Origin of the sequence: Streptomyces sp. NPDC127097 (assembly GCF_042724075.1) — a bacterium.
Classification (GTDB): Bacteria; Actinomycetota; Actinomycetes; order Streptomycetales; family Streptomycetaceae; genus Streptomyces.
Genome location: NZ_JBHXFI010000085.1, coordinates 1 through 24,123, shown reverse-complemented (window position 1 = coordinate 24,123; position 24,123 = coordinate 1). Strand labels below are relative to the sequence as shown.

Sequence of the window (24,123 nt, the reverse complement as noted above, 5' to 3'; positions counted from 1 at the left end):
GGTTTTTTTTTTTTTTATTTTCCACTTTTTCAGTAAATCCCCCCCGCCCCGGCCGCCGGCCCCCACCCCCCCCGGGGGCGGCCACGGCCGTTTCCGCGTTCCGGGGCCCGCGCAGAGGTATGTACGCTCGTACGCAACCTTGTGTACGCTCGTACGCATGGCCCCTTTGATGCTCGCCGGCGCGATCCTGTCCGAGGTCCTCGCGACCACCGCGATGAAGTACAGCGACGGCTTCAGCAGGCTGTGGCCGTCGCTCTACACCGCGGCGGGCTATCTGCTCGCCTTCTTCCTGCTCGCGCAGACGCTCAGGACGATGAGCGTCGGCACCGCGTACGCCATCTGGGCCGGGGTCGGCACGGCGCTGATCGCCGCGATCGGGATGGTCTTCCTGGGGGAGAGCACCGGTGCGCTGAAGGTCCTCGGGGTGCTGCTGGTCATCGCCGGTGTCGTGGTGCTGAATCTGGGCGGGGCGCACTGATGGCCCGGCGCTACGACCCGGACCGGCGGCAGCGGATCATCGATGCGGCGATCACCGTGGTGGGCGAGCGCGGGATCGCCGGGCTCAGCCATCGCTCGGTGGCCGCGGCGGCGGATGTCCCGCTCGGCTCGACCACATACCACTTCGCGACCCTGGACGAGTTGCTGGTCGCCGCGTTGCGGCAGGTCAACGGCGTATGCCTGGCCGAGTTCGCGCGCTGGGTCGACGGGATCGATCCGGCGGTGCCGCTCGCCGAGGAGGTCGCCCGGCTCGTCGCGGACACCCTGGCCGGGGACCGCTCGCGGATGGAGCTGGAGTACGAGCTCTACTTGGCGGCCCTGCGGCACGAGGCGGTGCGGCCGATCGCCGCGGAGTGTCTGGACGAGATGGTGCGGCTGCTCGGACAGCGGATCGGCGACATCCCGACCGCGCGGGCCGTGGTGGCCTTCACCGACGGGCTGACGCTCCAGCATCTGCTGACCGGGCAGCCCTTCGACCCGGCGTCGGTACGGGCCGGGCTGGCCGGGGTGCTGGGCTGAGCGGCGGCTCCGGCGGCTCCGGCGGCTCCGGTGGCCCGGCGGCCCGGCGGCCTCGGCTGCCCGGTGGCGCGCGTCTTGTGTGCCCGTACGAACCCGGTGGTGCGACCCTACGGACCGGCCCGATCGCTGAGACCGGTTCGCCTCGACGGGCGCCCTCCGGTTAGGTTTCGAACATGACCGAAGCTGCTGCCTCCTCCCGTACGACCGGCGCCGTCGCCGCCGGGCTCGCCACCGTCACCTCCGACGGCACCGTTCTCGACACCTGGTTCCCGGCGCCCGAGCTGGCCGCCACCGACGGCCTGGGCCCCGCCGGCACCGAGCGCCTCGACGACGAGCGCGCCACCGAACTGCTGGGCGCCGCCGTGCTCAAGGCGATCGGTCCCGACCCGGTCCGCGAGGTCGAGGTCGTCGCCGTCCGCACGGTCATCGCCTCCCTCGACGACAAGCCGCTGGACGCCCACGACGCATATCTGCGCCTCCACCTGCTCAGCCACCGGCTGGTCAAGCCGCACGGGCAGAACCTGGAGGGCGTCTTCGGCCTGCTGTCCAACGTCGCCTGGACCTCGCTGGGCCCGGTGGCCGTCGACCGGGTGGAGACGGTACGGCTGAACGCCCGTGCCGAGGGCCTGCATCTGATGGTCACCGGCATCGACAAGTTCCCGCGGATGACGGACTATGTCGCGCCCACCGGCGTGCGGATCGCGGACGCCGACCGGGTGCGGCTGGGCGCGCACCTGGCGGCCGGCACCACGGTCATGCACGAGGGCTTCGTCAACTTCAACGCCGGGACGCTGGGCACCTCCATGGTCGAGGGCCGGATCAGCGCGGGTGTGGTCATCGGCGACGGCTCCGACATCGGCGGCGGCGCCTCCACCATGGGCACCCTGTCCGGCGGCGGCAAGCAGATCATCTCGATCGGCGAGCGCTGCCTGCTCGGCGCCGAGTCGGGGATCGGGATCGCGCTGGGCGACGAGTGCGTCGTCGAGGCCGGTCTGTACGTCACCGCCGGCACCCGGGTCACGCTGCCCGACGGCCAGATCGTCAAGGCCCTGGAGCTCTCCGGCGCGGACAACATCCTCTTCCGCCGCAACTCCACCACCGGCGCCGTCGAGGCCCGCCCGAACAAGGCGGACTGGGGCGGCCTCAACGAGGTGCTGCACAGCCACAACTGAGCGGTCACGGTCACACCACGGCCCGGCGGGCGTCCCGCCGGGCCGTGGTTGTCGCCACCCCGCTGCCCGGCCCGGCCGGACGCCGATAGGCTTGCGCCCATGCGTGATCTTGTAGCGGGGATGCGGTATCTGGGCAAGGGGCAGCGCTGGGTCGCCCAGCACGGCCGGTGGTGGGGATTCGGGCTGATTCCGGCGCTGATCGCCCTGGTGCTGTACGCCGCGGTGCTCACCGTGCTGGCCATCTGGTCCGGCGATATCGCGGCCTGGGCGACGCCGTTCGCCGACGACTGGGGCTCGCCCTGGCAGGGGCTGCTGCGCGGGCTGTTCGTGGCGCTGCTGTTCGCCGGCGGGCTGATGCTGTCGGTGCTGACGTTCACCGCGGTCACCCTGCTGATCGGCGATCCCTTCTACGAGTCGCTCTCGGAGAAGGTCGAGGAGTCCGAGGGCCACTGCCCGCCGTCCCCGGACCGGCCGCTGTGGCAGGAGATCTGGATCGCGCTGCGGGACAGCGTGCATGTGCTGCTGCGCGCCGCCGGGTTCGGCATCCTGCTGTTCGTCCTCGGGTTCGTGCCGTTCATCGGGCAGACCGTGATCCCCGCGATCGGCTTCTGTGTCTCCGGATTCTTCCTCGCCGTCGAGCTGACCTCGGTGGCCATGCAGCGCCGGGACATCCCGGTGCGCGAGCGGCTCCGGCTGCTGCGCGGCCGCAAGGCGCTCGCGGTCGGCTTCGGCACCCCCATCGTGCTGCTGTTCCTGATCCCGTTCGTCGCGGTGGTGCTGATGCCGGGCGCGGTCGCCGGTGCGACGCTGCTCGTCCGCGACCTGGTGCCGGGTCCGGACGAGCCGTCCGAGCCGGCGCGGGGCGAGGCGGCCGCCGGGCCGGACCAGGCCGCGGCTCCGTACGGGCAGCCGGGCGCGCCGGCCGGCTTCGGGCCGCCGCCCGCCCCCTTCCCGCCTAACCAGGGACCCCCGCAGGCACCGCGGTCTCCGCATCAGCAGTCCGGTCCAGGGTCGTCCGCAGCGCGTCCACCAGCCGGCTGGTGAGCTCGGCGTCCGCCGCCAGCAGCGGGCCGCGCACCGGTCCCGCGGGCAGCCCGAGGTGCTGGAGCAGCGCCTTCGTGGTGACCGTGCCGGGGGCCTCCCCGCCGGTCACCGCCTCGATGAGCGGGACCAGGGCGAGCTGACGGCGGGCCGCCGCGGCCGTGTCGCCGGCGTCATAGGCGTCCAGTACGGCGCGCACCGCCCGGGGTGCGGCATTGGCGACCGTGCTGACGCAGCCGGCGCCGCCGAGGGCCCGTAGCGGCAGGATCTGTTCATCGCAGCCCGCGTAGTAGGCCAGGTCCGCCGCGGCCAGCACCTTCGCCGTCTTCAGCAGGTCGTAGCCGCAGTCCTTGACCGCCACGATCCGCGGGTGGGCGGCCAGCCGCAGCAGGGTCCGGGCGGTCAGCGCGGTGCCGGTGCGGCCCGGGATGTCGTAGAGCATCACCGGCAGTCCGGTGGCGTCCGCGACCGTCCGCAGATGGTGGCCGACGGCCTCCTGGGTGGGCCGCGAGTAGTACGGCGTGACCACCAACAGGCCGTGGGCGCCCGCCCGTTCGGCGTCACGGGCCAGGGAGACGGTGTGCCCGGTGTCGCTGGTGCCGACCCCCGCGACGATCCGCGCCCGGTCTCCGACGGCCTCGGCCACCGCCCGCAGCAGGGTCTGCTTCTCGGCGTCCGACGTGGTCGGGGACTCCCCGGTGGTGCCGCTCAGTACCAGCGCGTCGCAGCCGCCGTCGTCGACGAGGCGGGTGGCGAGCTGCTGCGCGCCGTCCGGGTCGAGCGCGCCGTCGGCGGTGAACGGGGTGATCATGGCGGCCGCGGCGCGCCCGAAGGGCGGTGCGGCGGTGCGGGGGGCGGTCAGGGTGGTCATGCCAGGAGTGTGAGGGCGCCTCATAATTCACGTCCACTTAGTTGTACTGGTGGGGTTGTTAAGCATCGCTACGCCAGTGGGCCCCGGAAACGCGCAGCGGCCGCCGCACCCTTCGGTGCGGCGGCCGCTCGGGCATCACAGGCCCATCACGCGCCAGTCAGGCCGTTCCGCGAACGCTTCAGGTCCTGGGTCCGCTCGGAAGCGGACTCCTCCGACGACTTCGGCTTCCGCTGGTCGGCGCGCCGGTCGGCGGCACGGTCCTTGTTGCCCGACTTACGGTTCTGGGACTTCGGCATGATGACTCCCTATGTCTCGCCGAATGGTGCTTACCTGCCCAGTACCGCACCCCCGGCGGCAGTTGGCCCCCGGACGTGGGCCGGACGGGTGACGGAGGAGTCACCCGCGGTGACCTTCCGCCGGGCTACGGGCGGATCCGCAGCACCTGCGGGTCGTGGTCGCTGGCCTGGTCGGCGTACTCGGCGTTGAGGTGCACGATGTCGTAGTCCGCGCGGGTCAGCGGGCGGCTGGTGAGCATGTGGTCCAGCACCTGCGAATTGCCGCTGTAGACATAGCCGTAGCGCTCGCCGGCCGGCAGCCGGTTGACCTGGTCGGTGAGCACACCCCCGGCGGTGAGGGCCTTGAGGGCCGGCGAGAACTGGTAGTCGTTGAGGTCACCGGCCACCACCACCGCGGCCTTCGGGTCCTTGGCCAGCAGCTCCTTGACGAAGGTGTTCACCAGCCCGGCCTGGGCGGTGCGCTGGGTCTCCGAGCTCCGGGCCGGCGGCTGGAAGCGGCTGTCCAGGCCCTGGTCGCCGCCCTTGGAGTTGAAGTGGTTGGCGATCACGAACACCCGGCTCCCCGGGCGGCTCTTGAGCGAGAACTGGCCGACCAGGGGCTTGCGGCTGGTCTTCCACGCCGGGTCGGCCGGCGCGATCCGGCCCGGGGACGCGGACAGCGTGGCCTTGCCGTGGTCGGCGACCACCTGCACCGGGGTGGTGGCGTCGCCGCCCTTGATGTCCGTGAACGAGACCCGCTCGGGGTTGAACAGGAACGCCACCCGGATGTTGCCGCCGGGCTGGCCGCCGTCCTGGCCGTCGACCGGGTCGATCTGCCGCCACTCGTACGCCGGGCCGCCGGCCGCCTTGATGGCCTCGGTGAGCTTCTTGAGGGTTTCCCCGGCGGTGACCACGCCGTTGTTCTTGGTGCCGTTGTCGTCCTGGACCTCCTCCAGCGCGACCACGTCGGGGGTGGCGAGGTGCTCCACCAGCCCCTTGGCCAGCCGGTCGAACTTGGCCTGCGGGGTGCTGGGCGAGAGGTTCTCGACGTTGTAGGTGGCCACCGCCAGCTCGTCGGACTTCTGCTTGCGGGTCTTCTCCGGCTCCGGGCCCTTGTCGGCGAGTTTGCCCAGCTCGGTGGCCTGAAGGGTGTAGCCGCCGAAGCTGTCGTAGTCCAGCGGCCCGGCGGTGGTGCCGGTCAGCGCGTCGCCGACATCGGCCACCGGGAACGGCTGCTGCGCGAACGGGATCAGCGACGCCACCTTGACCCGGCCGCCGTTGGGGTCCGCGTACGAGCGGTAGAGCGTGCCGCCGCGGGCGGTGCGGTGGTGCTTCGGCTCGGCGGTCACCCACAGCTCGTGATGGGGGTTGGTCGCCCCGACGACCGGCGCGTTCGCCACCGCGACCCGCATGCCCTCCAGCGACTCGTAGCGGTCCAGGGCGTACGAGCCGGGGCGCAGCTTCAGGGACTCGATGCTCTTGCCGCCCGCGTCGGGGGCGTAACGGTTCGGCACCGAGGCCGGCTTGAGGGTGAAAGCGGCCGGCAGCGGGGTGTCGGCGGAGACCGTCTGCCAGGTCGCGTCGGTGATCTCGGTGACCGACTGGAGACCGGCGTCCTTGCCGCCGGGGTAGTACTCGCTGACCGTGCCGGAGAAGGTGATCGCGTCACCGACCGTGACCTTCGGTGTCTCCTTGCCGGTGAAGACGAAGACCGCCTCACTGGTGGCCGGATCGCGGTCCGGGTGCGGGTCCTGCACCCAGAAGCCGCGCGCCGAGCCGAACGAGCGGATCGCGGTGACCGTACCGGGCACCTCGCTGACCTGCTGTCCGGCCAGCGGGGATATTCGGGTGCTGCCCTGGATGTCGTGGATCCGGGCGCCGGCAGCCGAGGCGGACTGGGTGGCGGTCAGCAGTCCGCCGGCCAGGGCGGCGCAGACCACCGCGGTGACGGCGACCGGTCTGCGGAGCGAGCGACGGGACGGCATGGATGCCTCCGAGGGGTTTGGGGGGTGGCTGGGGCAACGTCGGTACGAAGCGGGACCGGCGCGCGCTACGCGCGTCGATCTGCGTCAATCTCTTGTGCACGCAAGGGAGTTGTCAAGCTTCTGCGGGTAACCGGAAGCGGGCGCGTGGGTGAACCGTCCGAGATACGGAGAATTCCGTCTACGCTTGGGCGGCGCACACCCCAGCTGCCGCTGGGAGTACCCCCAGCCGTAGTCCGTCCGAGGAGCTGAGCACCCGATGTCCGCAGACCGCCCCACCCTGCCGCCGGTGCGGCTGCACTCCGAAGCGGAGCTGGCCAGGGACGCGCTCAGCGCCCCCCTGATGGCCCGTGCCGCGAAGCTCGCCCGCTGGGCCGAGCGGGGCGTCCCGGTCGGCGTCGGCGGCGAGATCCTGGCGGAGCCGCTGGCCGCCGCCACCGAACACCTCGGCCTGGCCGGTGACGAGGACGGCCCCGCCTACGCCGCCGAAGCCTGGCAGCTCGCGGTGGACACCGGTCTCGTGGAGATCGCGGAGACCGAGGAGAGCGAGGACGGCGCCGACCTGCCCGACGACGCCGCGGCCGGTATCGCCACCCCTGGCGAGGAGCTGGGCCTGCTCACCTCCGGCAGCCCGCAGGACATCCTCGACATCTGGCTCGGCGGCATGGAGACCGTGCTCGCCGACGCGGCCGCCCCCGACCTCGCCGACCTCGCCGATCAGCTCACCGAGGGCGGCGAGCTGGACCTGGACGCGCTCGACTGGAACCCCGAGGAGGAGGCCGAGCTGCTGGACGGCATCCTCGGCAACCTCTATCTGCTCACGGCCCTGAATGAGCGCCCTGACCAGGAGGTTCCGCTGCCCGCGCTGGCCGCCTCCATGCTCGTCCCGGACGATATGGACGAGCCCACGGACGAGGTCCTCGAAGAGGTCTCCGAGGCGATGATGCGCCTGGACGACCAGTTCCGGGTGCTGGAACCGATCGGTCTGGTCGCCTATCAGCCCGTCGACGAGGCGCTCATCGAGGAGCTCGACGAGGACGGCGAGACGGCCCTTTCCCAGAAGCCCGGGGGGACCTCCGCCGAGCCGCTGACCGAGGAGGACGTCTCCCGCTACGGCCTGGTCCGCCTCACCCCGCTCGGTGTCTACGCCGTGCGCGCCCGGATGCTGGACGCGGGTGTCCACGCCCCCGCGGTCGGCGACCTCACCGACAAGGGCTCCGATGTCCTCCTGGACGCGCTGCCCGACTACCCCGAGGCGCTCGCCCAGGCCGAGTCCGAGCTCTGGCTCGCCGCCCGTACCCCCCTGGACGCCGCCCGGGACCTGCTCACCGCCGCCCGCGGGGACGACGACCGCGCCCCGCGGCGCCGGCTCGCCGCCCAGCAGACCCTCTCGCTGGTCTCGCCGGACGCCGAGGCCGCGCTGCGCGAGGTGCTCGACGACCGGCAGCTCGGCGGCCTGGCCCGGGTCTGGCTCGCCGAGCGCGCGCTGCCCGGCATCCCCGAGCCGTCCCAGGAGATGGTCTTCTGGCTGACGGTGGACACCCTCGCGGCCCAGCTGGACAGCGCCGACGACGCCTCGACCGAGCTGCGCGACCTGGTGCAGGGCCTGACCGCACAGCACAGCGGGTTCTTCGACACCGCCTGGCGGGTGGACCACCCGGCCACCGCCGACGTCCTGGAGGCCATGGGCCGGCTGCACCCGGACAAGAAGGCCGCCAAGGAGGCCCGCAAGGCCGCGTTCAAGGCGCGCTCGCGACAGTCGGGCTGAGCAACACCGCACGGCCGGACCGGGCGGTGCACCCGGGGATGTCCGGCGGACGGGGCCTGCCCCGGTCCGCCGGACATTCCTTTGCGCCGGGGTCTGTTTCTCCGGGCGGCTGCCCGACGGCCGCGGAGCCGCCGCCGCGGGCCAACCGCTTCCCGGATGTCGCATCGCGTTCAACTGGAGTTCGGCGGCACACGAGAGCGTGAGCCCGCAGGCAAGGGGAGAAGAATCCGGCCATCCAGGAGATGACAATGCCGCTCACCCGCAGAGACTTCGCCAAGCGTTCCGCCCTCACCGGCGCCGGGGTAGCCCTGGCCGGCAGCGTCGGCGTGCTGGCCACCGCGCCCGGAGCCATCGGCGCGGAGACACCGGACGGCGGCCAGGAAGGCGCGACGGACGGATCCGGCATCGGCTACGGCCCGCTGGTCGCGGACCCGGACGGCATCCTCGCGCTGCCCGCCGGGTTCTCGTACCGGATCATCACCCGGACCGGGGTCACCAAGCTCGACAGCGGGGAGTCCACCCCCTCCAACCACGACGGCACCGGCACCTTCGAGGGGCCGCGCGGCACCACCCTCCTGGTCAACAACCACGAGCTGAAGGGCCCGCGCGCCGACTGGCCGCACCCGGTGCCGCTGACCGAAGGACTGGTCTACGACCCGGCGGCGTCCGGCGGCTGCACCGTCGTCGAGGTCGCCAAGGACGGCAGCCCGGTCGGCGAGTGGGTCGGCGTCGCCGGTACCTCCACCAACTGCGCGGGCGGCACCACCCCTTGGGGCACCTGGCTCACCGGCGAGGAGACCGAGGACAAGGCCGGCGAGCACGGCATGACCAAGGACCACGGCTATGTCTTCGAGGTCGACCCGCTCGACCGCCGGGCCGGCCGCGACCCCAAGCCCCTCAAGGCGCTGGGCCGCTACGCCCACGAGGCCGTCGTCGTCGACCCCAGGCGCGGCCACCTCTACCTGACCGAGGACGCCTCCGGCCCCAACGGCCTCTTCTACCGCTGGACCCCGCCGCACGGCTTCCGTCACGGCCGCGGTCAGCTGCGCTCCCTCGCCGCCGACTCCGGCGTACTGGAAGCCTTCAAGTGCTTCGACTCCGGCGGCCGGTTCGTCGACGACCTCTCCCGCGCCACCAAGGCCGGCACCGTCTACGGCGTCGACTGGGTCGAGGTCTCCGACCGCGACGCCCGTAACGTCTCGGTGCGCAAGCAGTTCAAGGACGGCGAGGTCACCCGCGCCCGCAAGCTGGAGGGCCTGTGGTGGGCGGACGGCGGCGCGTACGTGGTCTCCTCGTACGCCCGTGACGAGAGCCCGGTCCAGCACGACGGGCAGGTGTGGTTCTACGACCCGCGGCGGCGGACGCTGACGCTGAAGGTGCTGCTGGGCGTCAACCCCGACCCGTCGAAGGACGGCGCGCTGGACGGCCCCGACAACATCACCGTCTCGCCCTACGGCGGGCTGATCATCGCCGAGGACGGCGAGGGCGTCCAGCACCTCTTCGGGGCCACCGATGACGGCCGGACCTACCCGATCGCCCGCAATGACCTCAACATCGGTACCGCGGCCGAGCCCGAGTTCAGCGAGTTCACCGGGCCGGTGTTCTCCCCGGACGGGCGGACGCTGTTCGCCAACATCCAGGACCCCGGCATCATGCTGGCCATCACCGGGCCGTGGCAGCGGCAGCGGTAGCCGCATGGCGGGTGGCGGCTCAGCCGGCCGCCGCCGTCAGCAGGTAGTAGTCCAGCAGCCCGGTCTCATACGCCGTCAGATAGCGGCGCGGCCACTCCTCGTCGTGGAGCTCGGGCTGCTGGGCCATATAGCGGTCGTAAGCCTCCCAGACCCCGTCGCCGATCGGCCGGACCCGCACCTCCCGCAGCCCCGCCGCGGTCAGTGTCGCGGCGACCTCGTCGACCACATGCGGGACGTCCAGGCCGTCGGCGAACGGCGGCAGCAGCTCGGGCAGGGTGCGGGCGGCCGCCCGGGTGCGGGCGAAGAAGGTGGTCAGCGCCAGCCGGCCGCCGGGGCGCAGCACCCGCGCGGCCTCCCGGGCGAAACCGGGCAGATCGCGGAAGTGCTGCGCCGCCTCGACCGAGAAGAGACAGTCGACGGAGTCGTCCGGGAGCGGGATGCGCTGGGCCGCGCCCAGCAGGAACTCCAGCCGGCCGGGGGCGTCCCCGGACGCGGCGAGCAGGTCCGCGTTGGCCTCCTGGGCACGGGCGATCTGATCGGGGTGCGCGTCCAGCCCGATGACCGGGTCCAGCCCGAACTCCCGCAGCGCCAGCGCACAGCCCAGCCCGCGTCCGCAGCCGACGTCCAGGGCGGTGCGGCCGCGCGGCCGGTCGAAGGTGCCCAGCACCAGACGGTAGAGATCCTCCTCGCTGCGCACCCGGTCGGCCCGGGTCAGCTTGCGGTCCGCGGGGCCGGGCAGGCCCGTCCAGTACCCGAAATTGATGAAGCCGCCGGCGAAGGCGGGGACGGTGCTGAGGTCGAACTCGCCGTAGACCCGCGCGACCCGCTCCGGAAGGTCCGGGGGCGCTGGGCCGTCCGGAGGACCCGCGGGGCCGGCCGGCGGCGGCTGCTGCGTCATCGAACGCTCCTCGTGCGTGCCGTGGGGGGACCTGCCGTGACGGGCTCCGCCGTGGTGGGGCGGGGCGGAAGGGCGTGCGGGGAGGGGGGAATCCTGGCGGTCTGCGGACGGGGTGGGAGAGGCTGCCGGGCTCGACGGTACGGACGAGACAATTCTCGATCCTGGAGCGTTGACGCACCAGGGAAGGCAGCGGCGGCCGGCGGTGGCGCCGCGGGGTGTGACCGTCCGGCGCGGGTGGAGCCCTCCGCAGGGCTCGGGTGGGTGGCGGCCGCGTGGTGCGGGGCCGCGGCCCGCTTCCCTGACGGCGGCGGGGCCATCAGGGAAGCGGGTGCCGTCGGCTCACAGCGCCTGGCCGCCCGGCTTCACCATGCCGCGGACCGTGCGGGAGTCGACATACTCGCCCAGTGCGGTCATCTCCCACTCGCCGGAGAACTGGCGGATGAGCTTGGCCATCATCACGCCCGTACGGGGCTCGGAGTGGGTGAGGTCGAAGCGGACCAGCTCCTCGCCGCTCTGGGCGTCCAGCAGGCGGCAGTACGCCTTGGCGACGTCGGAGAACTTCTGGCCGGAGAAGGAGTTCACGACAAAGACCAGGCCGGTGACCTCCGGGGGCAGCCCGCCGAGGTGGACGGTGATCGCCTCGTCGTCACCGGCGCCCTCACCGGTGAGGTTGTCGCCGGAGTGCTGGATCGCGCCGCCCAGGATCATCAGCTTGCCGAAGAAGCAGTTGTCGACCTTCTTGCGGTCCGGGCCGTAGGCGATGACGGAGGCGTCCAGGTCGATGCTCTTGCTGCGGAAGGCGGGCTCCCAGCCGAGGCCCATCCGCACCGAGCTGAGCAGCGGGCGGCCGCCCTTGACCAGGGAGACGGTCTGGTTCTTCTGGAGGCTGACGCGGCCCTTGTCGAGGTTGATCTTGCCCGGAGCGGCGGCCGGGGCGGCCGGGGCGGCGGGGGCCGGGGGTGCGACCGGGGCCGGGGCGCCGGTGGGCGGTCCCCACTGGCCGGTGGGTGCCGCGGGCGCCGGGGCCGCGGCCGGGGGAGCGGGGGGAGCCTGCGGGGCGGCGGGCGGTGCGGCCGGGGTGGCCGGCTCCTCCACGCTGACGCCGAAGTCGGTGGCGATCCCCGCCAGGCCGTTGGCATAGCCCTGGCCGACCGCGCGGACCTTCCAGGCACCGGCGCGGCGGTAGATCTCGACGACCACCAGCGCGGTCTCGGTGCCGAGCTGCGGCGGGGTGAAGGAGGCGAGGACGCTGCCGTCGTCGGCGTCGCGGACCGTGCCGGTCGGTTCGGTGCCGGCGAAGGTCGCGCCGGGGGTGTCCAGGCTCGCGGTGACCACGATCTTCTCGATGCCCTCGGGCACCGCGGCGGTGTCCACCGTGATGGTGTCGCCGCCGCCGGCCGCCGCGGAGTGCGTCACGCCCGGCCCGGCGGGCTGGTTGTAGAACACGAAGTCGTCGTCGGAGCGCACCTTGCCGTCGGCGGCCAGCAGCAGGCCCGAGACGTCCAGCCGCACGGGGGCGGTGACATCCACCGCCACCCGCACGGCACTGAGCGGGAGGTTCGAGCCAGGAGTCATAGCGGTCATGCCGGGCTCAACGATCGGTGCGCCTTTGCGGTTCCATTACCTGCGGCCGGATGGCCGCCCGGCCCGTTCACCGGCGTTCGCGGGAGTTGCCGAAGAGCAGCCGGTAGGCGATCAGCAGGACCAGGGCCCCGGCGATCGAGGCGACCCACATCCTCGGCTCGCCGAAGTCCTTCGGGATCGGCTCGTGCAGAAACTTGGTGGAGAGCCAGCCGCCGATGAAGGACCCCACGATGCCGATCAGGGTCGTGCCGATGAGCCCTCCCGGGTCCCGTCCCGGCAGCAGAACCTTGGCGATGACGCCCGCGATCAGCCCGAGTACGAGCCAGCTGACGATGCCCATGATGCGTTCCTCGTTCCTGCGCGGAGATTCGGTACGTAGACGAGGACGCCTGGTGGGCGGCACGGGTTCCGTGGCGTGCCCCGTGGGGTGTCCGGTACGGCCGGGGGGCGTGCCGTCAGTGCGGCCACTGGGGCGGGTCGGTGCAGAAGGAGCCGCCGAGATGGGCATGGGCGGGGTTGTCGGGGTCCAGCGCACCCTGGGCGGCGATCAGCTCCGCCGCGTACGGCTCGGAGTCGTCCCGCGGGGTGTACCCCAGCGCGCGGGCGGTCGACAGGTCCCACCACAGACGGGTGTTGGCGGAGGAGCCGTAGACGACGGTGTGGCCCACGCCGGGCGCGGTGAGCGCGGCGTCGAGCAGCCGTGCGCAGTCGGCCGGGCTGAGCCAGATCGACAGCATCCGTACCGAGGTCGGCTCCGGGCAGCAGGAGCCGATCCGGACCGAGACGGTCTCGATGCGGTGCAGGTCCCAGTAGAGCGAGGCGAGGTCCTCGCCGAAGCCCTTGGACAGGCCGTAGTAGGTGTCGGGGCGGCGGGGGGTGCCGACGGGGATGGCGCCGGAGCCGTCCGCGGGGCGCGGGGTGAAGCCGACGGCGTGGTTGGAGGAGGCGAAGACGACCCGGCGGACACCTGCGGCGCGGGCCGCCTCGTAAAGGCGGTAGGTGCCCTCGATATTGGCGCGCAGGATCTTCTCGAACGGGGCCTCCAGGGAGATACCGGCGAGGTGGACGATCGCGTCGACCCCGTCCACCGCCTCGCGCAGTGCCTCCGTATCGGCCAACTCGGCGGTGATCGCGTCCGGTTCGCCGTCGACCGGCCGCTGGTCGAAGAGGCGCAGCCGGTAGCCGTACGGCGGCAGCAGCTCGCGCATCAGGGTGCCGACGCCGCCGGCGGCGCCGGTCAGCAGGACGGTGCGGGGTGCGGTCATGGGTGGCGACTCCTCCGGCCGGGCGGCAAGGCCGCTGGTACGGACGTCGTTCAGAGGGATGGACGACGACCGTAGAAAGCCCGATCTTGGCCGGTCAAGACGCTTGACGGGTGGTGTGAAACGGCGTGTGGCACGGCAGTTGTGGCGCCTTGACCGGTGCGGTGCGGCTGACCTAGCGTGGCGCAGTTCAGAAATATGGACATCGATCAGAAACATGCACAGGCACGCCAGGGAGCGCCCGTGACCTCAGCCCCTCCCCCCACCACCGACGGGAGGCACCCGCAGCTCGCCGACCGCCTCGACGGACCGCTGTTCTTCCCCGTGACCGCGTACGGACCGGACGGCGCCCCGGACCCGGCCGTCTTCCGCGCCCATGTACGCGACGGCATCGGCGCGGGCGCGGCCGCCGTCTTCGCCTGCTGCGGCACCGGCGAGTTCCACGCGCTCACCCCCGGGGAGTTCGCGGACTGTGTCGCGGCCGCGGTCGAGGAGGCCGCGGGCCGGGTCCCGGTGATCGCCGGTACGGGCTACGGCACCGCGCTCGCCGTGCAGTTCGCCGAGCTCGCCCATGCCGCGGGTGCCGACGGGCTGCTCGCCCTGCCGCCCTATCTCGTCGTCCCCGGCCAGCAGGGCCTGCTGACGCACTACACCGAACTCGCCGCCGCCACCCCGCTCCCCGTCATCGTCTACCAGCGCGACAACGCCGTGTTCGCCCCCGCCACCGTCGCCGCCCTGGCCAGGACCCCCGGCATCATCGGCCTCAAGGACGGGCTGGGCGACCTCGATCTGCTCCAGCGCATCATCAGCACCGTCCGCACCGAGGCCCCCGACGAGGACTTCCGCTACTTCAACGGCCTGCCCACCGCCGAACTCACCGCCCCCGCCTACCGGGCCCTGGGCGTCCACCGCTACTCCTCCGCCGTCTTCGCCTTCGCCCCCGAGATCGCGCTGGCCTTCCACCGCGCGCTGGACACCGGCGACGACACCACCGTGCAGCGGCTGCTCGACGGCTTCTACCGGCCCCTGGCCGAACTCCGCAACCAGGGCCGCGGCTACGCCGTATCCCTGGTCAAGGCAGGTGTACGCCTGCGCGGCCGGGACGTCGGGGAGGTCCGGCCACCGCTCGGCGAACCGTCCCCCGCGCAGGTGAAGGAGCTCGCCGCGCTGCTCGCACACGGCCTGGGGCTGGTGGCGGACGGGGCGGGGAGCGGCGGCTGAGGCGCGCCGCCCGCACCCCGCCCCGGCGCCCGCCCACTCACCCCGGCCGCACGAACCCGCACTCGTACGCGGCGATCACCGCCTGGGTCCGGTCCCGCACCCCGAGCTTGGCCAGCACCCCGGCCACATGTGTCTTGACCGTGGCCGGGCCCACCCCCAGCCGGTCCGCGATCTCGGCATTCGTCAGGCCGGCCGTCATCAGCCGCAGCACCGCCCGCTCCCGCTCCGACAGCCGGGCCCGCAGTGCCCGCACCGCGTCGTCCGCGGCCCGCTGTGCGGCGTGCCGGGCGGCCAGTTGGCGCACCGCGGCCGGGAACAGCAGCGAGTCGCTGCGCGCCACCAGCCGTACGGCCTGCACCAGGTCCTCCGCGCCGGACCGTTTGAGCAGGAACCCGCTGGCACCGGCCCGCAGCGCGTCATAGACATAGGCGTCGTTCTCGAAGGTCGTCACCACGATGATGCGCGGCGGCCGGTCCATCCCGGCGAGCACCTGCTCGGTCGCCCGGATCCCGTCGATCTCCGGCATCCGGACGTCCATCAGCACGATGTCCGGGCGCAGTTCACGGATCAGCGGCACCGCCTCGGCCCCGGTCGCCGCCTCGCCGACGACCGTCATATCGCCCTCGGCGCCCAGGATGGCGCGCAGCGCCGAGCGCACCATCTGTTCGTCGTCGGCGAGCACGATACGGAGGGGGCGAGAGGCGTCCCCGTCGTGGCTCCGCCGGTCGTCGTCCTGCGTCGTGGTCATGCCCCGCTCGCCCCCGCTCCCGGCCGCCGGCCGGGTGCCCTCCGCCGCCCGCTCACCATTCCTCGGTCCCCGTCCCCGTTCCCGTCTCTGGCCCCGTGCCCATGCCCATGCCCGTGCCCGTCCCCGTCTCTGCCCGCGTGCCCATGCCCGTGCCCGTGCCCGTCCCCGTCGCCGCCCCCGTCAGTGGCAGCCGGGCCGTCAGCCGCCATACGCCGTCCCGTTCCGCCGCCGTGGCGGCCCCGCCCAGCAGCCGTGCGCGCTCGGCGATCCCGCGCAGGCCGCTGCCACCACCCGGCCGGTCCGCCGGGCCCGCCGCGGCACCGGCCGCCGCCCCCGCCGTACCGTCCCCCGCCACCGGATTCTCCACCCGTATCAGCAACGCGCCCTCCCCGACGCCGAGATGCAGCCGGACCGGCACCGGGCCGGCGTGCCGCAGTGCGTTGCTGAGGGCTTCCTGCACGATCCGGTAGGCCGCCCGGGAGACCACCGGCGCCAGCCCCGCGCACGGTCCCTCCACCGTCGCCTCGACCGGTACGCCCGCCGCCCGGGTACGGCCGAGCAGCGCCTCCAGACCGTCCAGGGTGGGCGCGGGCGCGGCCGGATCGCTGCCGTCCTCCTCGCGCAACAGGCCGAGGACGGCGTCCAGTTCGGCGACCGCGTCGCGGGTGGTCTCCTCTATGGCGGCCAGCGCCCGGCGGGCGAACTCCGGGTCCGTGTCCAGGACCCGGCGGGCCGCGCCCGCCTGGAGGGTGACCGCGCTCAGCGCGTGTCCGACCGCGTCGTGCAGCTCGCGGGCCAGCCGGTTGCGGGACGCCAGCTCGGCGGCCCGGCGCTCGGCGGCCGCCAGCCGGTCGGCGGGTGTGGGACCCAGCAATACGGGGGCGAGGCGGCCCAGCAGCATCCCCGCCCCCCAGGCCGTGCCCACCACGAGAGCCAGCAGCGCCAGCCCCGCGAGCGGGCCCAGCACGCCGTGGAAGAGGTCCGGCACCCCCAGCGCGGTGTCCCGCAGCGGGTCGGCGAACGGCAGCAACAGCAGCACCACCGCGGCCGGCGGCGCGGACAGCGTCATCCCGCTGACGATCCCCCCGGCCAGCAGATGCGCCACGAACCACAGCGCCGTGCGCCGCCGGGCCGCCCAGGAGACCGCCGGTCCATCGGCCAGCCGCTCCGCCGGCACCCCGCACAGCGACCGCACGGCGGCCACCTCCAGCGGCCGCAGCAGCGGGAAGAGCAGCGCGGCCAGGGCGGCCAACGGCAGCGCACCACCGAACGCGACGAACTGCCAGCCCACCTCGCGCAACGGGTCGGCGCCGTCCACGACCAGCGGCACGAAGACCGAGGTCAGCAGGAAGAACGGCATCAACAGCGCGCCGCCCAGCACCAGATGGACCCAGCGCCGGCCCATCAGCGGCACCGCGCGGCCTCGCGTACGGCGAGGAAACGGGCCCCGGCCCCCGCCACCCTCGTCCCGGCGCTCATCCGCACAGCGTAAGCGAGGCTCATCGGGGGTGGGGGCGGCTTCGGTTCGGCTGCCGTGGCGGTGGACCGGGTACTCATGGCGTCCAGTCTTCCGGCGGCCGCCTCGCAGGGCCTCGGCCGCGCTGACGATCCGCCTCCGCCGTACGGGGGAGGGGATCATCAGCGCTCAGGCGGTCCGCCTCACAGCCGCCGGGTGGCCAGCGTCAGCCGGTCGCGGGCGTCGAACAGGGCGTCCTTGATCATCTGCTCGTGCCCCGGGGCCAGCCGGGCCACCGGCACCGAGCAGCTGATCGCGTCCCGCGCCGGGGTGCGGTAGGGGATGGCGACGCCGAAGCAGCGCAGGCCCAGCGTGTTCTCCTCGCGGTCGACCGCATAGCCCTGTTCGCGTACCGCGTGCAGTTCCTCGATCAGCTGCTCGCGGTCGGTGAGGGTGTGCTCGGTCAGCGGGGCGAGGGCCGGCGGCAGCATCGCCCGGACCTGCTCGTCGGTGTACGTGGCGAGCAGCGCCTTGCCCAGCGAGGTGGAGTGCGCCGGCAGCCGCCGGCCGACGCGGGTGAAGGGGCGCAGATAGTGCTGGGACTGCCGGGTCGCGAGATAGACGACGTTGGTGCCGTCGAGCCGGGCGAGGTGGATGGTCTCGGTGGTGTCGTCGGAGAGCCGGTCCAGCGTCGGCCGGGCCGCGGCCACCACCTCGTCGCCGTCGAGGTACGAGGTGCCGACGAGCAGGGCGCGCACCCCGATGCCGTAGCGGGTGCCGGTCGCGTCGGTCTCGACCCAGCCCAGGTCGACGAGGGTGCGCAGCAGCATGTAGAGGCTGGACTTCGGGTAGCCGACCGCTTCTTGGACCGAGGCCAGATTGTGCATACCGGGACGACCCGCGAAGTACTCGAGCAACTCGACCGTCCGCACCGCGGATTTGACCTGCGATCCACCGGTTTCGGCAGCTGACATCGCCCTTGACCCCTCTGTTCGGACCGCCATAGAGTCCCGGTTGTTGTTCATCATCTGGGACGGCGTTCACGATATCGAACGTGATCCGGTGTGCGGCAAGGCGCGGAACGACTCGGCAGCATCGCCCGGGAGGAATGCACGGTGGCAGCGACAGCAGCGGCACCAGTCTGGAGTGTCGACCCCCGAACCGGGAAGCAGCGGGAACAGGTCGCGGTGGAAGCCACCCCCGAGGAGGTGGACACCGCGGTCCGCGCGGCACACGCCGCCCGTGGCGCGCTGGCCGACCGCACCGTACGTGCCGCCCTGCTGCGCCGCTCCGCCGATCTGCTCGACGAGGCGGGCGAGGCGGTCATCGAGGCCGCCGACGCCGAGACCGCGCTCGGCCCCGGCCGGCTCACCGGCGAACTCGCCCGCACCACCTACCAGTTGCGGGCCTTCGCGGACCTGGTGGAGGACGGCGCGTTCCTCGACGTACTGATCGACCACGCCGACCCGGGACTCACCCCGCCCCGGCCCGACCTGCGCCGCTACAAGATCCCGCTGGGCCCCGTGGCGGTCTACGCCGCCAGCAACTTCCCGCTCGCCTTCTCGGTACCGGGCGGCGACACCGCCAGCGCCCTCGCGGCCGGCTGCCCGGTCGTCGTCAAGGCACACCCGGACCATCCGGCCACCTCCGAGCTGTGTGCCGCGCTGCTGCACCGCGCCGCCAGGGAGGTCGGCCTGCCGGAGGGCGTGGTCAATCTGGTGCACGGGTTCCAGGCCGGTATCGACCTGGTGCGCCACCCGCTGATCAGCGCGGCCGGCTTCACCGGCTCGGTGCGCGGCGGCCGTGCGCTGTACGACGCGGCCGCCGCCCGCCCGCACCCGATCCCCTTCCACGGTGAGCTGGGCAGCCTCAACCCCGTGGTGATCACCGAGGCCGCGGCCGCCGAGCGCGCCGAGCAGATCGGTGCCGGGCTGGCCGGGTCGATGACCCTCGGCGTCGGCCAGTTCTGCGTCAAGCCGGGCCTGGTCCTGGCGCCCGACGGGGAGACCGGCGATCGGCTGCTGACGGCGCTGACCGCGGCGGTCAGCGACACCGAGGCCGGGGTGCTGCTCGACCACCGGATGCGGGAGTCGTTCCTCGAAGGGGTGCGCACCCGCGCCGCGCTGCCCGGTGTCCACGCGCCGGTCACCCCCGGCGCGGGCGGCGAGCACACCGTCAGCGCCGGCTTCCTCGCGCTCCCCGCCGCCCACCTGGCCGCCGAAGGGCCGCACGACCTCCTCCTGGAGGAGTGCTTCGGCCCGGTCACCGTCGTCGCCCGCTACACCGACGAGGCCGAGATCGGCGCCGTCCTCGCCCGGCTGCCCGGCAACCTCTCCGCGACCCTTCAGCTCGGCGACGCGGAGAGCGCCGGCACCGATGCCGCGGGCCGCGGCGCCCGGCTGCTGGCCGAGCTCACCCCGCTCGCCGGCCGGGTGGTCGTCAACGGCTGGCCGACCGGCGTCGCGGTCGCCCCCGCCCAGCACCACGGCGGCCCCTACCCGGCCACCACCTCCACCGCCACCTCCGTCGGCGGCAGCGCCGTGGAACGCTGGCTGCGCCCGGTCGCCTACCAGGACACCCCGCCGGCGCTGCTGCCGCCCGAACTGCGCGAGGACAACCCCCTCGGCCTGCCGCGCCGGCTCAACGGCCGCGCCGAGGGCGCATAGCGGTCGTGCGCCCTGCTCCCGACGAGGGCTTCCAGGTCCGCGCCGCTCCCGACGAGGCTCTCCCGATCCGCCCCGCGCCCGACGAGACCGCCCTTCTGGTCCGCGCCGCGACCGCCGCCGACCTGGCCGCGATCGCCGCCCTGCACACCGGGGCCCGCGCCGCGTACCACCGCGCCCGGTTCCCGGACACGCCCTTCGACGTCCTCGCCGAACGGGCCCGCCGGCACGACGCCTGGTCCCGCGACCTGGACCGGGGCGACACCCCGGCGTTCTGCGCCACCCGCCGCGGCACGGTGGTCGGCGCGGCCTCCTACCGCCACCGCGCCGACGACCGCCACCGGCCGGCCGTCACCCTCCACCAGCTCCATGTCGACCCCGGCCACTGGGGCACCGGCGTCGGCCTGGCCCTGCACCACGCCTGCTTACGGGCCTGGCACGCGGCCGGTGTCTCCCGGGCCGTCCTCGACGTGCTCTGGCACAACCACCGCGCCCGCGCCTTCTACACCCGGCTCGGCTGGCGCCCCGACCCGCACCGCCGCCCCGCTCCGGACGCCACCCACCTCACCCTGACGCTGGACCTGACGACGCCTCCGGCGGCACCGGCTCCCGCCGGGCGATGATCTGAAGCCGCTCGGCCGTCCGCCCGTCCAGCGTGGCCACCGACCCCTCCCGCTCCTTCAGCACCGAGAAGCCCGCCTCCCGCACCAGCCCCCGCAGCCGCTCCGGCGGATGGTGCCGGAACACCCCGCCGTCCGGCGTCTCGAACACCCCGTACGTCCCGTACCGCTCCGCGAACCGCGCATACCGCTCCCGGTTGAGCGCATCCCCCTGCAACGGCACATCGCTCAGATACAGCACCCCACCGGGCCGCACCAGCCGCCCCAGCTCCCCGACGATCGCCGTCTGGTCCGCGTCCCGGGGAACACAGGTCAGCACCGCGAACAGCAGCGCCGCATCGAAGGCCCCGTCCCCGAACGGCAGCGGAAACCCGGGACAGCGCAGCAGCTCCAGCTCCGGATGCTCCCGCTTCCCCCGCGCGATCAGCGCCGCCGACACATCCACCCCACGCACCGCGCCGTACCCGGCCCCGGCCAGCTCGGCGGTCAGCCGCCCGTAGCCGCATCCGTAGTCCAGCACCCGCGCGCTCCGCGGCACATACGCGTCCAGCAGCGCCGGGTCGAGCGGATGGGTGAAGGTCTTGGCGGAACCGGTCGTCTCCCAGAACCCGAGAAATCCTTGTGACGAGGTCATGCGGGGACGGTACCCAGGGAATAGCCCGTCGCCCATCGACGTTGCACACCCCCGCACACCCACCCCGAGGAAAGTCAGCTCATGCGCGTCGAAATCTGGTCCGATATCGCCTGTCCCTGGTGCTACATCGGCAAGGCCCGGTTCGAGGCCGGGCTCGCGGCCTTCGCGCACCGGGAGGGGGTCGAGGTGGTGCACCGCTCCTTCGAGCTGGATCCGAACGCGCCGGCCGCCACCGACATCCCGGTGGTCGAGATGCTCGCCACGAAGTACGGCGTGAGCCGGGCGCAGGCCGAGGCGATGGAGGCCCGGGTCGCCGAGGCGGCGGCGGGGGAGGGGCTGGACTACCGGTCCGACCGGATCCACGGCAACACCTTCGCTCTGCACCGGCTGCTGCACCTCGCCCGCGAGCACGGTGTCCAGGAGGCGCTGCTCGATGCCTTCTACCGGGCCCACTTCGCCGAGGCCCGGCGGCTCGGTGATGCTGCCGTGCTCCGGGCGACCGCCGTCGGTGCGGGGCTGCCCGCCGAGGACGTCGACCGGGTGCTGGCCGACCCCGAGGCGTATGCGCAGGAGGTGCGCGCCGAGGAGCGGGAGGCCGCGGAGCTGGGTGCCACGGGGGTGCCGTTCTTCGTCATCGACCGCCGGTACGGCATCTCCGGCGGGCAGCCCGCGGAGGTGTTCCGGGAGGCCCTGGAGCGGGCGTACGCCGACGGCGGCGGGCAGCCGCAGCCCGCCGGTGACGCGGCCGGTGCGGCCCCGGTGTGCGGGGACGACGGCTGCGCCGTGCCCGGGAAGTGAGTTGGGGCCGGTCCGTGCGCACCCGGTGTGACCTGCGCCGATAAGGAGCCGTTGCGGGCCGGCCCCGCAGATACGCCATGGACGCGACGCGAGGGGGCGAGCAGAGTGGGGACATGCATCGACGTGAGCCACTCGGCGGGGCCGAATTCGCGCCCGAGACGACCTATCTGAACTCCGCCTCCAGCGGACTCCTCCCGCGGCGCGGCGCCGACGCCCTGCGCGCGGCCCTGACGGAGTCCGCCTCCTACGGCACCATGGGCCGCGACTACTTCGCCGCCGCCACCGCCTCCCGCGCCGCCTTCGCCCGGCTGCTGGACGTGCCCGCCGAGCGGGTCGCCCTGGGCAGTTCGGTCGCGGTGCAGTCCGCGTTCGTCGCCGCCACGCTCCCGGAGGGCGCCGAAGTGCTGGCCCCCGAGGGCGACTTCAGCTCCCTGGTCAATCCGCTCGCCGCCCGCCCGGGCATCAAGCTGCGCACCGTGCCGCTGGAGGCGCTCGCCGACGCCGTGCGCCCCGGCACCGCGCTGGTCGCCTTCAGCGCCGTGCAGTCGCTGGACGGCCGGATCGCCGACATGACGGCGGTGCGCGAGGCCGCCCGGGCCCATGGGGCGCGTACCTACCTCGACATCACCCAGGCCGCCGGCTGGCTGCCGCTGCGCGCCGCCGACTTCGACTTCGTCGTCGCCGGGGCGTTCAAGTGGCTGCTGTGTCCGCGCGGGGCGACCTTCATGGCGTTCGGCGGGGACTACGGGCGGGGCGCGGAGTGGCCGGCCGCGCTGCACGCGGGCTGGGTCGCGGGGGAGGACATCGACGCGTCCAACTACGGGCTGATCCAGCCGGCGGCCACCGCCCGGCGCTTCGACGAACCGTATGCGCTCTTCTCCTACATCGGCGCCGAGCAGTCCCTCGGCCTGTTGGAGGAACTGGGCGTGGAGACCGTCCATGCCCACAACACCGCGCTCGCCGAGCACTACCGCGCGGGGCTGGCCGAGCGGGGTCTGACGCCGCGGCCCGCGCCCGGTTCGGCGATCGTCTCCACCCCCGGGATCGCGGACGCGGAGGACCGGGCGGCCGCGGCGGGGGTGCGGATCTCGGTGCGCGGCGGGCTGCTCCGTGCGTCCTTCCACCTCTACAACTCGACGGATGACGTGGACCGGTTGCTGGCCCTGCTGGGGTAGCGCGGCCGGGGAACAGGGGGCGGGCGGGGGCGACGAGACAGCTGATGTAATTGGCAACGATCTTGTTCCGGACAACACGGAAAGGCCCGCAGTGACCACCGCGTTCGACCCGATAGACCTCGCCGGCACCCCGCTCGCCAACCGCCTCGTCATGGCCCCGATGACCCGCAACCGCGCCACCGCCGAGGGCGTCCCGACCCCGTCGATGGTCCGCTACTACACCCAGCGGGCCTCCGCCGGACTCATCATCACCGAAGCCTCGCAGACCGAGCCGGTCGGCCGTGGTTACCCGCTCACCCCGGGACTGCACACCCCGGAGCAGGTCGCCGGATGGCGCCGGGTCACCGACTCCGTGCACGCCGCGGGCGGCAAGATCTTCGCCCAGCTGTGGCACGGCGGCCGCATCGGTCACCCGGTGCTGCTGCCCGACGGCCTGGTGCCCGTCGCGCCCTCCGCAGTCGCCGCGGCCGGCCAGGGCTTCACCCAGGACGGTCCGACGGACTTCGTCACCCCGCGCGAGCTGACCGACGAGGAGATCCACCGGACCATCGAGGGTTTCGCGGCCGCGGCCCGCAACGCCCTGGAGGCCGGGTTCGACGGCGTGGAGCTCCATGGCGGGAACGGCTATCTGATCCACCAGTTCCTGGCGCCCAACACCAACCGGCGGACCGACGCCTGGGGCGGCTCCGACGAGGCCCGCGCCCGCTTCGCCATCGAGGTCGTCAAGGCCGTCGCCGCCGCGGCCGGTGCGCACCGCACCGGTCTGCGGCTGTCGCCCGGCAACCCCTTCAACGACATCGACGAGCCCGCGCCCGAGGCCACCTACACCACCCTGGTCGAGGCCGTCGCCCCGCTGGGCCTGGCCTATCTGCACACCTGCGATGTGTTCGACCTGGAGCTGCTGGCCCGGCTGCGCAAGCGCTTCGGCGGGACCTTCCTGCTCAACCCGGCCACCGAGGGCCGGCCCACCGGTCCCGAGGAGCTGTCGCTCGTCGAGGAGGGCGCGGCGGATCTGCTGGCGTACGGCGCGCTGTTCCTCGCCAACCCCGATCTGCCCCGGCGGCTGGCGCTCGGCGGCCCCTTCAACACCCCGGACCGGGGCAGCTTCTACGGCGGCGACGACTCCGGCTACCTCGACTATCCGGCGCTGGAGGTCTGAGGAGCCGGCCGCCGGGCGCGGGCGCCCCGGAGGGGCCCTGCGCACCGGCCGGCAAACACGGCGCGGCCGCCGCACAGACCTGCTGTGC

At 73.5% G+C, this 24,123-nt stretch carries 23 protein-coding genes; 12 read left to right on the top strand and 11 right to left on the bottom strand.

What is annotated here, in order from left to right:
- The first annotated feature begins 157 nt into the window (after window positions 1-157).
- The 4 genes from ACFWJW_RS35595 to ACFWJW_RS35580 all read left to right on the top strand — a co-directional run bounded on the left by ACFWJW_RS35595 (window position 158) and on the right by ACFWJW_RS35580 (window position 3,233).
- On the top strand, window positions 158-478 hold the full coding sequence (locus ACFWJW_RS35595; RefSeq protein ID WP_387249022.1) for a DMT family transporter: 321 nt from the start codon (window positions 158-160) through the stop codon (window positions 476-478).
- Window positions 478-1,017 carry a TetR/AcrR family transcriptional regulator gene (locus ACFWJW_RS35590; protein WP_387249020.1) on the top strand — a complete coding sequence of 180 codons (540 nt, stop codon included), beginning with the start codon at window positions 478-480 and terminating at the stop codon, window positions 1,015-1,017. The genes ACFWJW_RS35595 and ACFWJW_RS35590 overlap by 1 nt, the downstream gene beginning before the upstream one ends.
- A 173-nt stretch (window positions 1,018-1,190) precedes the next feature.
- On the top strand, window positions 1,191-2,189 hold the full coding sequence (gene dapD, locus ACFWJW_RS35585; protein WP_387249018.1) for a 2,3,4,5-tetrahydropyridine-2,6-dicarboxylate N-succinyltransferase: 999 nt from the start codon (window positions 1,191-1,193) through the stop codon (window positions 2,187-2,189).
- A gap of 99 nt (window positions 2,190-2,288) precedes the next feature.
- Complete coding sequence (locus tag ACFWJW_RS35580; protein ID WP_387249016.1) at window positions 2,289-3,233, top strand: EI24 domain-containing protein; 945 nt, start codon at window positions 2,289-2,291, stop codon at window positions 3,231-3,233.
- On the opposite strand, the gene dapA is transcribed toward ACFWJW_RS35580, so the two are convergent.
- The 3 genes from dapA to ACFWJW_RS35565 all read right to left on the bottom strand — a co-directional run bounded on the left by dapA (window position 3,145) and on the right by ACFWJW_RS35565 (window position 6,361).
- Window positions 3,145-4,101, bottom strand: a complete 957-nt coding sequence (gene dapA / locus ACFWJW_RS35575; protein ID WP_387249014.1) for a 4-hydroxy-tetrahydrodipicolinate synthase — start codon at window positions 4,099-4,101, stop codon at window positions 3,145-3,147. The genes ACFWJW_RS35580 and dapA overlap by 89 nt on opposite strands.
- A gap of 146 nt (window positions 4,102-4,247) precedes the next feature.
- Entirely contained in the window at window positions 4,248-4,397 is a 150-nt protein-coding gene (locus ACFWJW_RS35570; RefSeq protein ID WP_387249012.1) for a hypothetical protein, read from the bottom strand.
- 125 nt (window positions 4,398-4,522) lie between these two features.
- Entirely contained in the window at window positions 4,523-6,361 is a 1,839-nt protein-coding gene (locus tag ACFWJW_RS35565; RefSeq protein WP_387249011.1) for an endonuclease/exonuclease/phosphatase family protein, read from the bottom strand.
- Window positions 6,362-6,617: 256 nt separating this feature from the next.
- Here ACFWJW_RS35565 and ACFWJW_RS35560 point away from each other — a divergent pair, with 256 nt between their 5' ends.
- Window positions 6,618-8,126 (top strand): hypothetical protein, encoded by a 1,509-nt coding sequence (locus tag ACFWJW_RS35560; protein ID WP_387249009.1) that lies wholly within the window; start codon window positions 6,618-6,620, stop codon window positions 8,124-8,126.
- Between the two features lie 248 nt (window positions 8,127-8,374).
- On the top strand, window positions 8,375-9,817 hold the full coding sequence (locus ACFWJW_RS35555; RefSeq protein ID WP_387249007.1) for an alkaline phosphatase PhoX: 1,443 nt from the start codon (window positions 8,375-8,377) through the stop codon (window positions 9,815-9,817).
- Window positions 9,818-9,836: 19 nt separating this feature from the next.
- On the opposite strand, the gene ACFWJW_RS35550 is transcribed toward ACFWJW_RS35555, so the two are convergent.
- From ACFWJW_RS35550 to ACFWJW_RS35535, 4 genes are all read right to left on the bottom strand, one after another.
- Window positions 9,837-10,715 carry a class I SAM-dependent methyltransferase gene (locus ACFWJW_RS35550; RefSeq protein WP_387249005.1) on the bottom strand — a complete coding sequence of 293 codons (879 nt, stop codon included), beginning with the start codon at window positions 10,713-10,715 and terminating at the stop codon, window positions 9,837-9,839.
- A 339-nt stretch (window positions 10,716-11,054) separates the two neighbouring features.
- The gene (locus ACFWJW_RS35545) at window positions 11,055-12,290 is read right to left on the bottom strand and encodes a TerD family protein (protein WP_387249024.1); all 1,236 of its coding nucleotides are present in this window, start codon (window positions 12,288-12,290) and stop codon (window positions 11,055-11,057) included.
- A 76-nt stretch (window positions 12,291-12,366) separates the two neighbouring features.
- A complete protein-coding gene (locus ACFWJW_RS35540; protein ID WP_208685223.1) occupies window positions 12,367-12,639 on the bottom strand; it encodes a GlsB/YeaQ/YmgE family stress response membrane protein in 273 nt (90 codons plus the stop codon).
- 115 nt (window positions 12,640-12,754) lie between these two features.
- Window positions 12,755-13,564, bottom strand: a complete 810-nt coding sequence (locus ACFWJW_RS35535) for an NAD-dependent epimerase/dehydratase family protein (protein ID WP_387249003.1) — start codon at window positions 13,562-13,564, stop codon at window positions 12,755-12,757.
- A gap of 240 nt (window positions 13,565-13,804) precedes the next feature.
- Between ACFWJW_RS35535 and ACFWJW_RS35530 the strand changes: the two genes are divergently transcribed.
- Complete coding sequence (locus ACFWJW_RS35530) at window positions 13,805-14,782, top strand: 5-dehydro-4-deoxyglucarate dehydratase (RefSeq protein WP_387249001.1); 978 nt, start codon at window positions 13,805-13,807, stop codon at window positions 14,780-14,782.
- Between the two features lie 37 nt (window positions 14,783-14,819).
- On the opposite strand, the gene ACFWJW_RS35525 is transcribed toward ACFWJW_RS35530, so the two are convergent.
- The 3 genes from ACFWJW_RS35525 to ACFWJW_RS35515 all read right to left on the bottom strand — a co-directional run bounded on the left by ACFWJW_RS35525 (window position 14,820) and on the right by ACFWJW_RS35515 (window position 17,960).
- A complete protein-coding gene (locus ACFWJW_RS35525) occupies window positions 14,820-15,530 on the bottom strand; it encodes a response regulator (protein WP_387249000.1) in 711 nt (236 codons plus the stop codon).
- Between the two features lie 52 nt (window positions 15,531-15,582).
- On the bottom strand, window positions 15,583-16,935 hold the full coding sequence (locus ACFWJW_RS35520; protein WP_387248998.1) for a sensor histidine kinase: 1,353 nt from the start codon (window positions 16,933-16,935) through the stop codon (window positions 15,583-15,585).
- 254 nt (window positions 16,936-17,189) lie between these two features.
- Window positions 17,190-17,960, bottom strand: coding sequence for an IclR family transcriptional regulator (locus ACFWJW_RS35515; RefSeq protein ID WP_387248996.1), 771 nt, complete (start codon window positions 17,958-17,960; stop codon window positions 17,190-17,192).
- Window positions 17,961-18,101: 141 nt separating this feature from the next.
- On the opposite strand from ACFWJW_RS35515, the gene ACFWJW_RS35510 reads away from it, so the two are divergent.
- Together ACFWJW_RS35510 and ACFWJW_RS35505 are read left to right on the top strand one after the other, a co-directional pair.
- Entirely contained in the window at window positions 18,102-19,652 is a 1,551-nt protein-coding gene (locus tag ACFWJW_RS35510) for an aldehyde dehydrogenase (NADP(+)) (protein ID WP_387248994.1), read from the top strand.
- A gap of 5 nt (window positions 19,653-19,657) precedes the next feature.
- On the top strand, window positions 19,658-20,272 hold the full coding sequence (locus tag ACFWJW_RS35505) for a GNAT family N-acetyltransferase (protein ID WP_387248992.1): 615 nt from the start codon (window positions 19,658-19,660) through the stop codon (window positions 20,270-20,272).
- On the opposite strand, the gene ACFWJW_RS35500 is transcribed toward ACFWJW_RS35505, so the two are convergent.
- Window positions 20,214-20,903 carry a class I SAM-dependent methyltransferase gene (locus tag ACFWJW_RS35500; RefSeq protein ID WP_387248990.1) on the bottom strand — a complete coding sequence of 230 codons (690 nt, stop codon included), beginning with the start codon at window positions 20,901-20,903 and terminating at the stop codon, window positions 20,214-20,216. The genes ACFWJW_RS35505 and ACFWJW_RS35500 overlap by 59 nt on opposite strands.
- 81 nt (window positions 20,904-20,984) lie before the next feature.
- Between ACFWJW_RS35500 and ACFWJW_RS35495 the strand changes: the two genes are divergently transcribed.
- The 3 genes from ACFWJW_RS35495 to ACFWJW_RS35485 all read left to right on the top strand — a co-directional run bounded on the left by ACFWJW_RS35495 (window position 20,985) and on the right by ACFWJW_RS35485 (window position 24,035).
- Window positions 20,985-21,701: a DsbA family oxidoreductase gene (locus tag ACFWJW_RS35495; protein ID WP_387248988.1), complete on the top strand. Its 717-nt coding sequence runs from the start codon at window positions 20,985-20,987 to the stop codon at window positions 21,699-21,701.
- Between the two features lie 113 nt (window positions 21,702-21,814).
- A complete protein-coding gene (locus tag ACFWJW_RS35490) occupies window positions 21,815-22,876 on the top strand; it encodes an aminotransferase class V-fold PLP-dependent enzyme (RefSeq protein WP_387248986.1) in 1,062 nt (353 codons plus the stop codon).
- Between the two features lie 91 nt (window positions 22,877-22,967).
- Entirely contained in the window at window positions 22,968-24,035 is a 1,068-nt protein-coding gene (locus ACFWJW_RS35485; protein WP_387248984.1) for an alkene reductase, read from the top strand.
- Window positions 24,036-24,123: the final 88 nt, after the last annotated feature.

Excerpts from the sequence above, each read along its gene's own strand:
- ACFWJW_RS35595 (WP_387249022.1), top strand. The coding sequence starts at position 158 with ATGGCCCCTTTGATGCTCGCCGGCGCGATCCTGTCCGAGGTCCTCGCG.
- ACFWJW_RS35590 (WP_387249020.1), top strand. The coding sequence starts at position 478 with ATGGCCCGGCGCTACGACCCGGACCGGCGGCAGCGGATCATCGATGCG.
- dapD (WP_387249018.1), top strand. The coding sequence starts at position 1,191 with ATGACCGAAGCTGCTGCCTCCTCCCGTACGACCGGCGCCGTCGCCGCC.
- ACFWJW_RS35580 (WP_387249016.1), top strand. The coding sequence starts at position 2,289 with ATGCGTGATCTTGTAGCGGGGATGCGGTATCTGGGCAAGGGGCAGCGC.
- dapA (WP_387249014.1), bottom strand. The coding sequence starts at position 4,101 with ATGACCACCCTGACCGCCCCCCGCACCGCCGCACCGCCCTTCGGGCGC.
- ACFWJW_RS35570 (WP_387249012.1), bottom strand. The coding sequence starts at position 4,397 with ATGCCGAAGTCCCAGAACCGTAAGTCGGGCAACAAGGACCGTGCCGCC.
- ACFWJW_RS35565 (WP_387249011.1), bottom strand. The coding sequence starts at position 6,361 with ATGCCGTCCCGTCGCTCGCTCCGCAGACCGGTCGCCGTCACCGCGGTG.
- ACFWJW_RS35560 (WP_387249009.1), top strand. The coding sequence starts at position 6,618 with ATGTCCGCAGACCGCCCCACCCTGCCGCCGGTGCGGCTGCACTCCGAA.
- ACFWJW_RS35555 (WP_387249007.1), top strand. The coding sequence starts at position 8,375 with ATGCCGCTCACCCGCAGAGACTTCGCCAAGCGTTCCGCCCTCACCGGC.
- ACFWJW_RS35550 (WP_387249005.1), bottom strand. The coding sequence starts at position 10,715 with ATGACGCAGCAGCCGCCGCCGGCCGGCCCCGCGGGTCCTCCGGACGGC.
- ACFWJW_RS35545 (WP_387249024.1), bottom strand. The coding sequence starts at position 12,290 with ATGACTCCTGGCTCGAACCTCCCGCTCAGTGCCGTGCGGGTGGCGGTG.
- ACFWJW_RS35540 (WP_208685223.1), bottom strand. The coding sequence starts at position 12,639 with ATGGGCATCGTCAGCTGGCTCGTACTCGGGCTGATCGCGGGCGTCATC.
- ACFWJW_RS35535 (WP_387249003.1), bottom strand. The coding sequence starts at position 13,564 with ATGACCGCACCCCGCACCGTCCTGCTGACCGGCGCCGCCGGCGGCGTC.
- ACFWJW_RS35525 (WP_387249000.1), bottom strand. The coding sequence starts at position 15,530 with ATGACCACGACGCAGGACGACGACCGGCGGAGCCACGACGGGGACGCC.
- ACFWJW_RS35520 (WP_387248998.1), bottom strand. The coding sequence starts at position 16,935 with ATGGGCCGGCGCTGGGTCCATCTGGTGCTGGGCGGCGCGCTGTTGATG.
- ACFWJW_RS35515 (WP_387248996.1), bottom strand. The coding sequence starts at position 17,960 with ATGTCAGCTGCCGAAACCGGTGGATCGCAGGTCAAATCCGCGGTGCGG.
- ACFWJW_RS35500 (WP_387248990.1), bottom strand. The coding sequence starts at position 20,903 with ATGACCTCGTCACAAGGATTTCTCGGGTTCTGGGAGACGACCGGTTCC.
- ACFWJW_RS35495 (WP_387248988.1), top strand. The coding sequence starts at position 20,985 with ATGCGCGTCGAAATCTGGTCCGATATCGCCTGTCCCTGGTGCTACATC.
- ACFWJW_RS35490 (WP_387248986.1), top strand. The coding sequence starts at position 21,815 with ATGCATCGACGTGAGCCACTCGGCGGGGCCGAATTCGCGCCCGAGACG.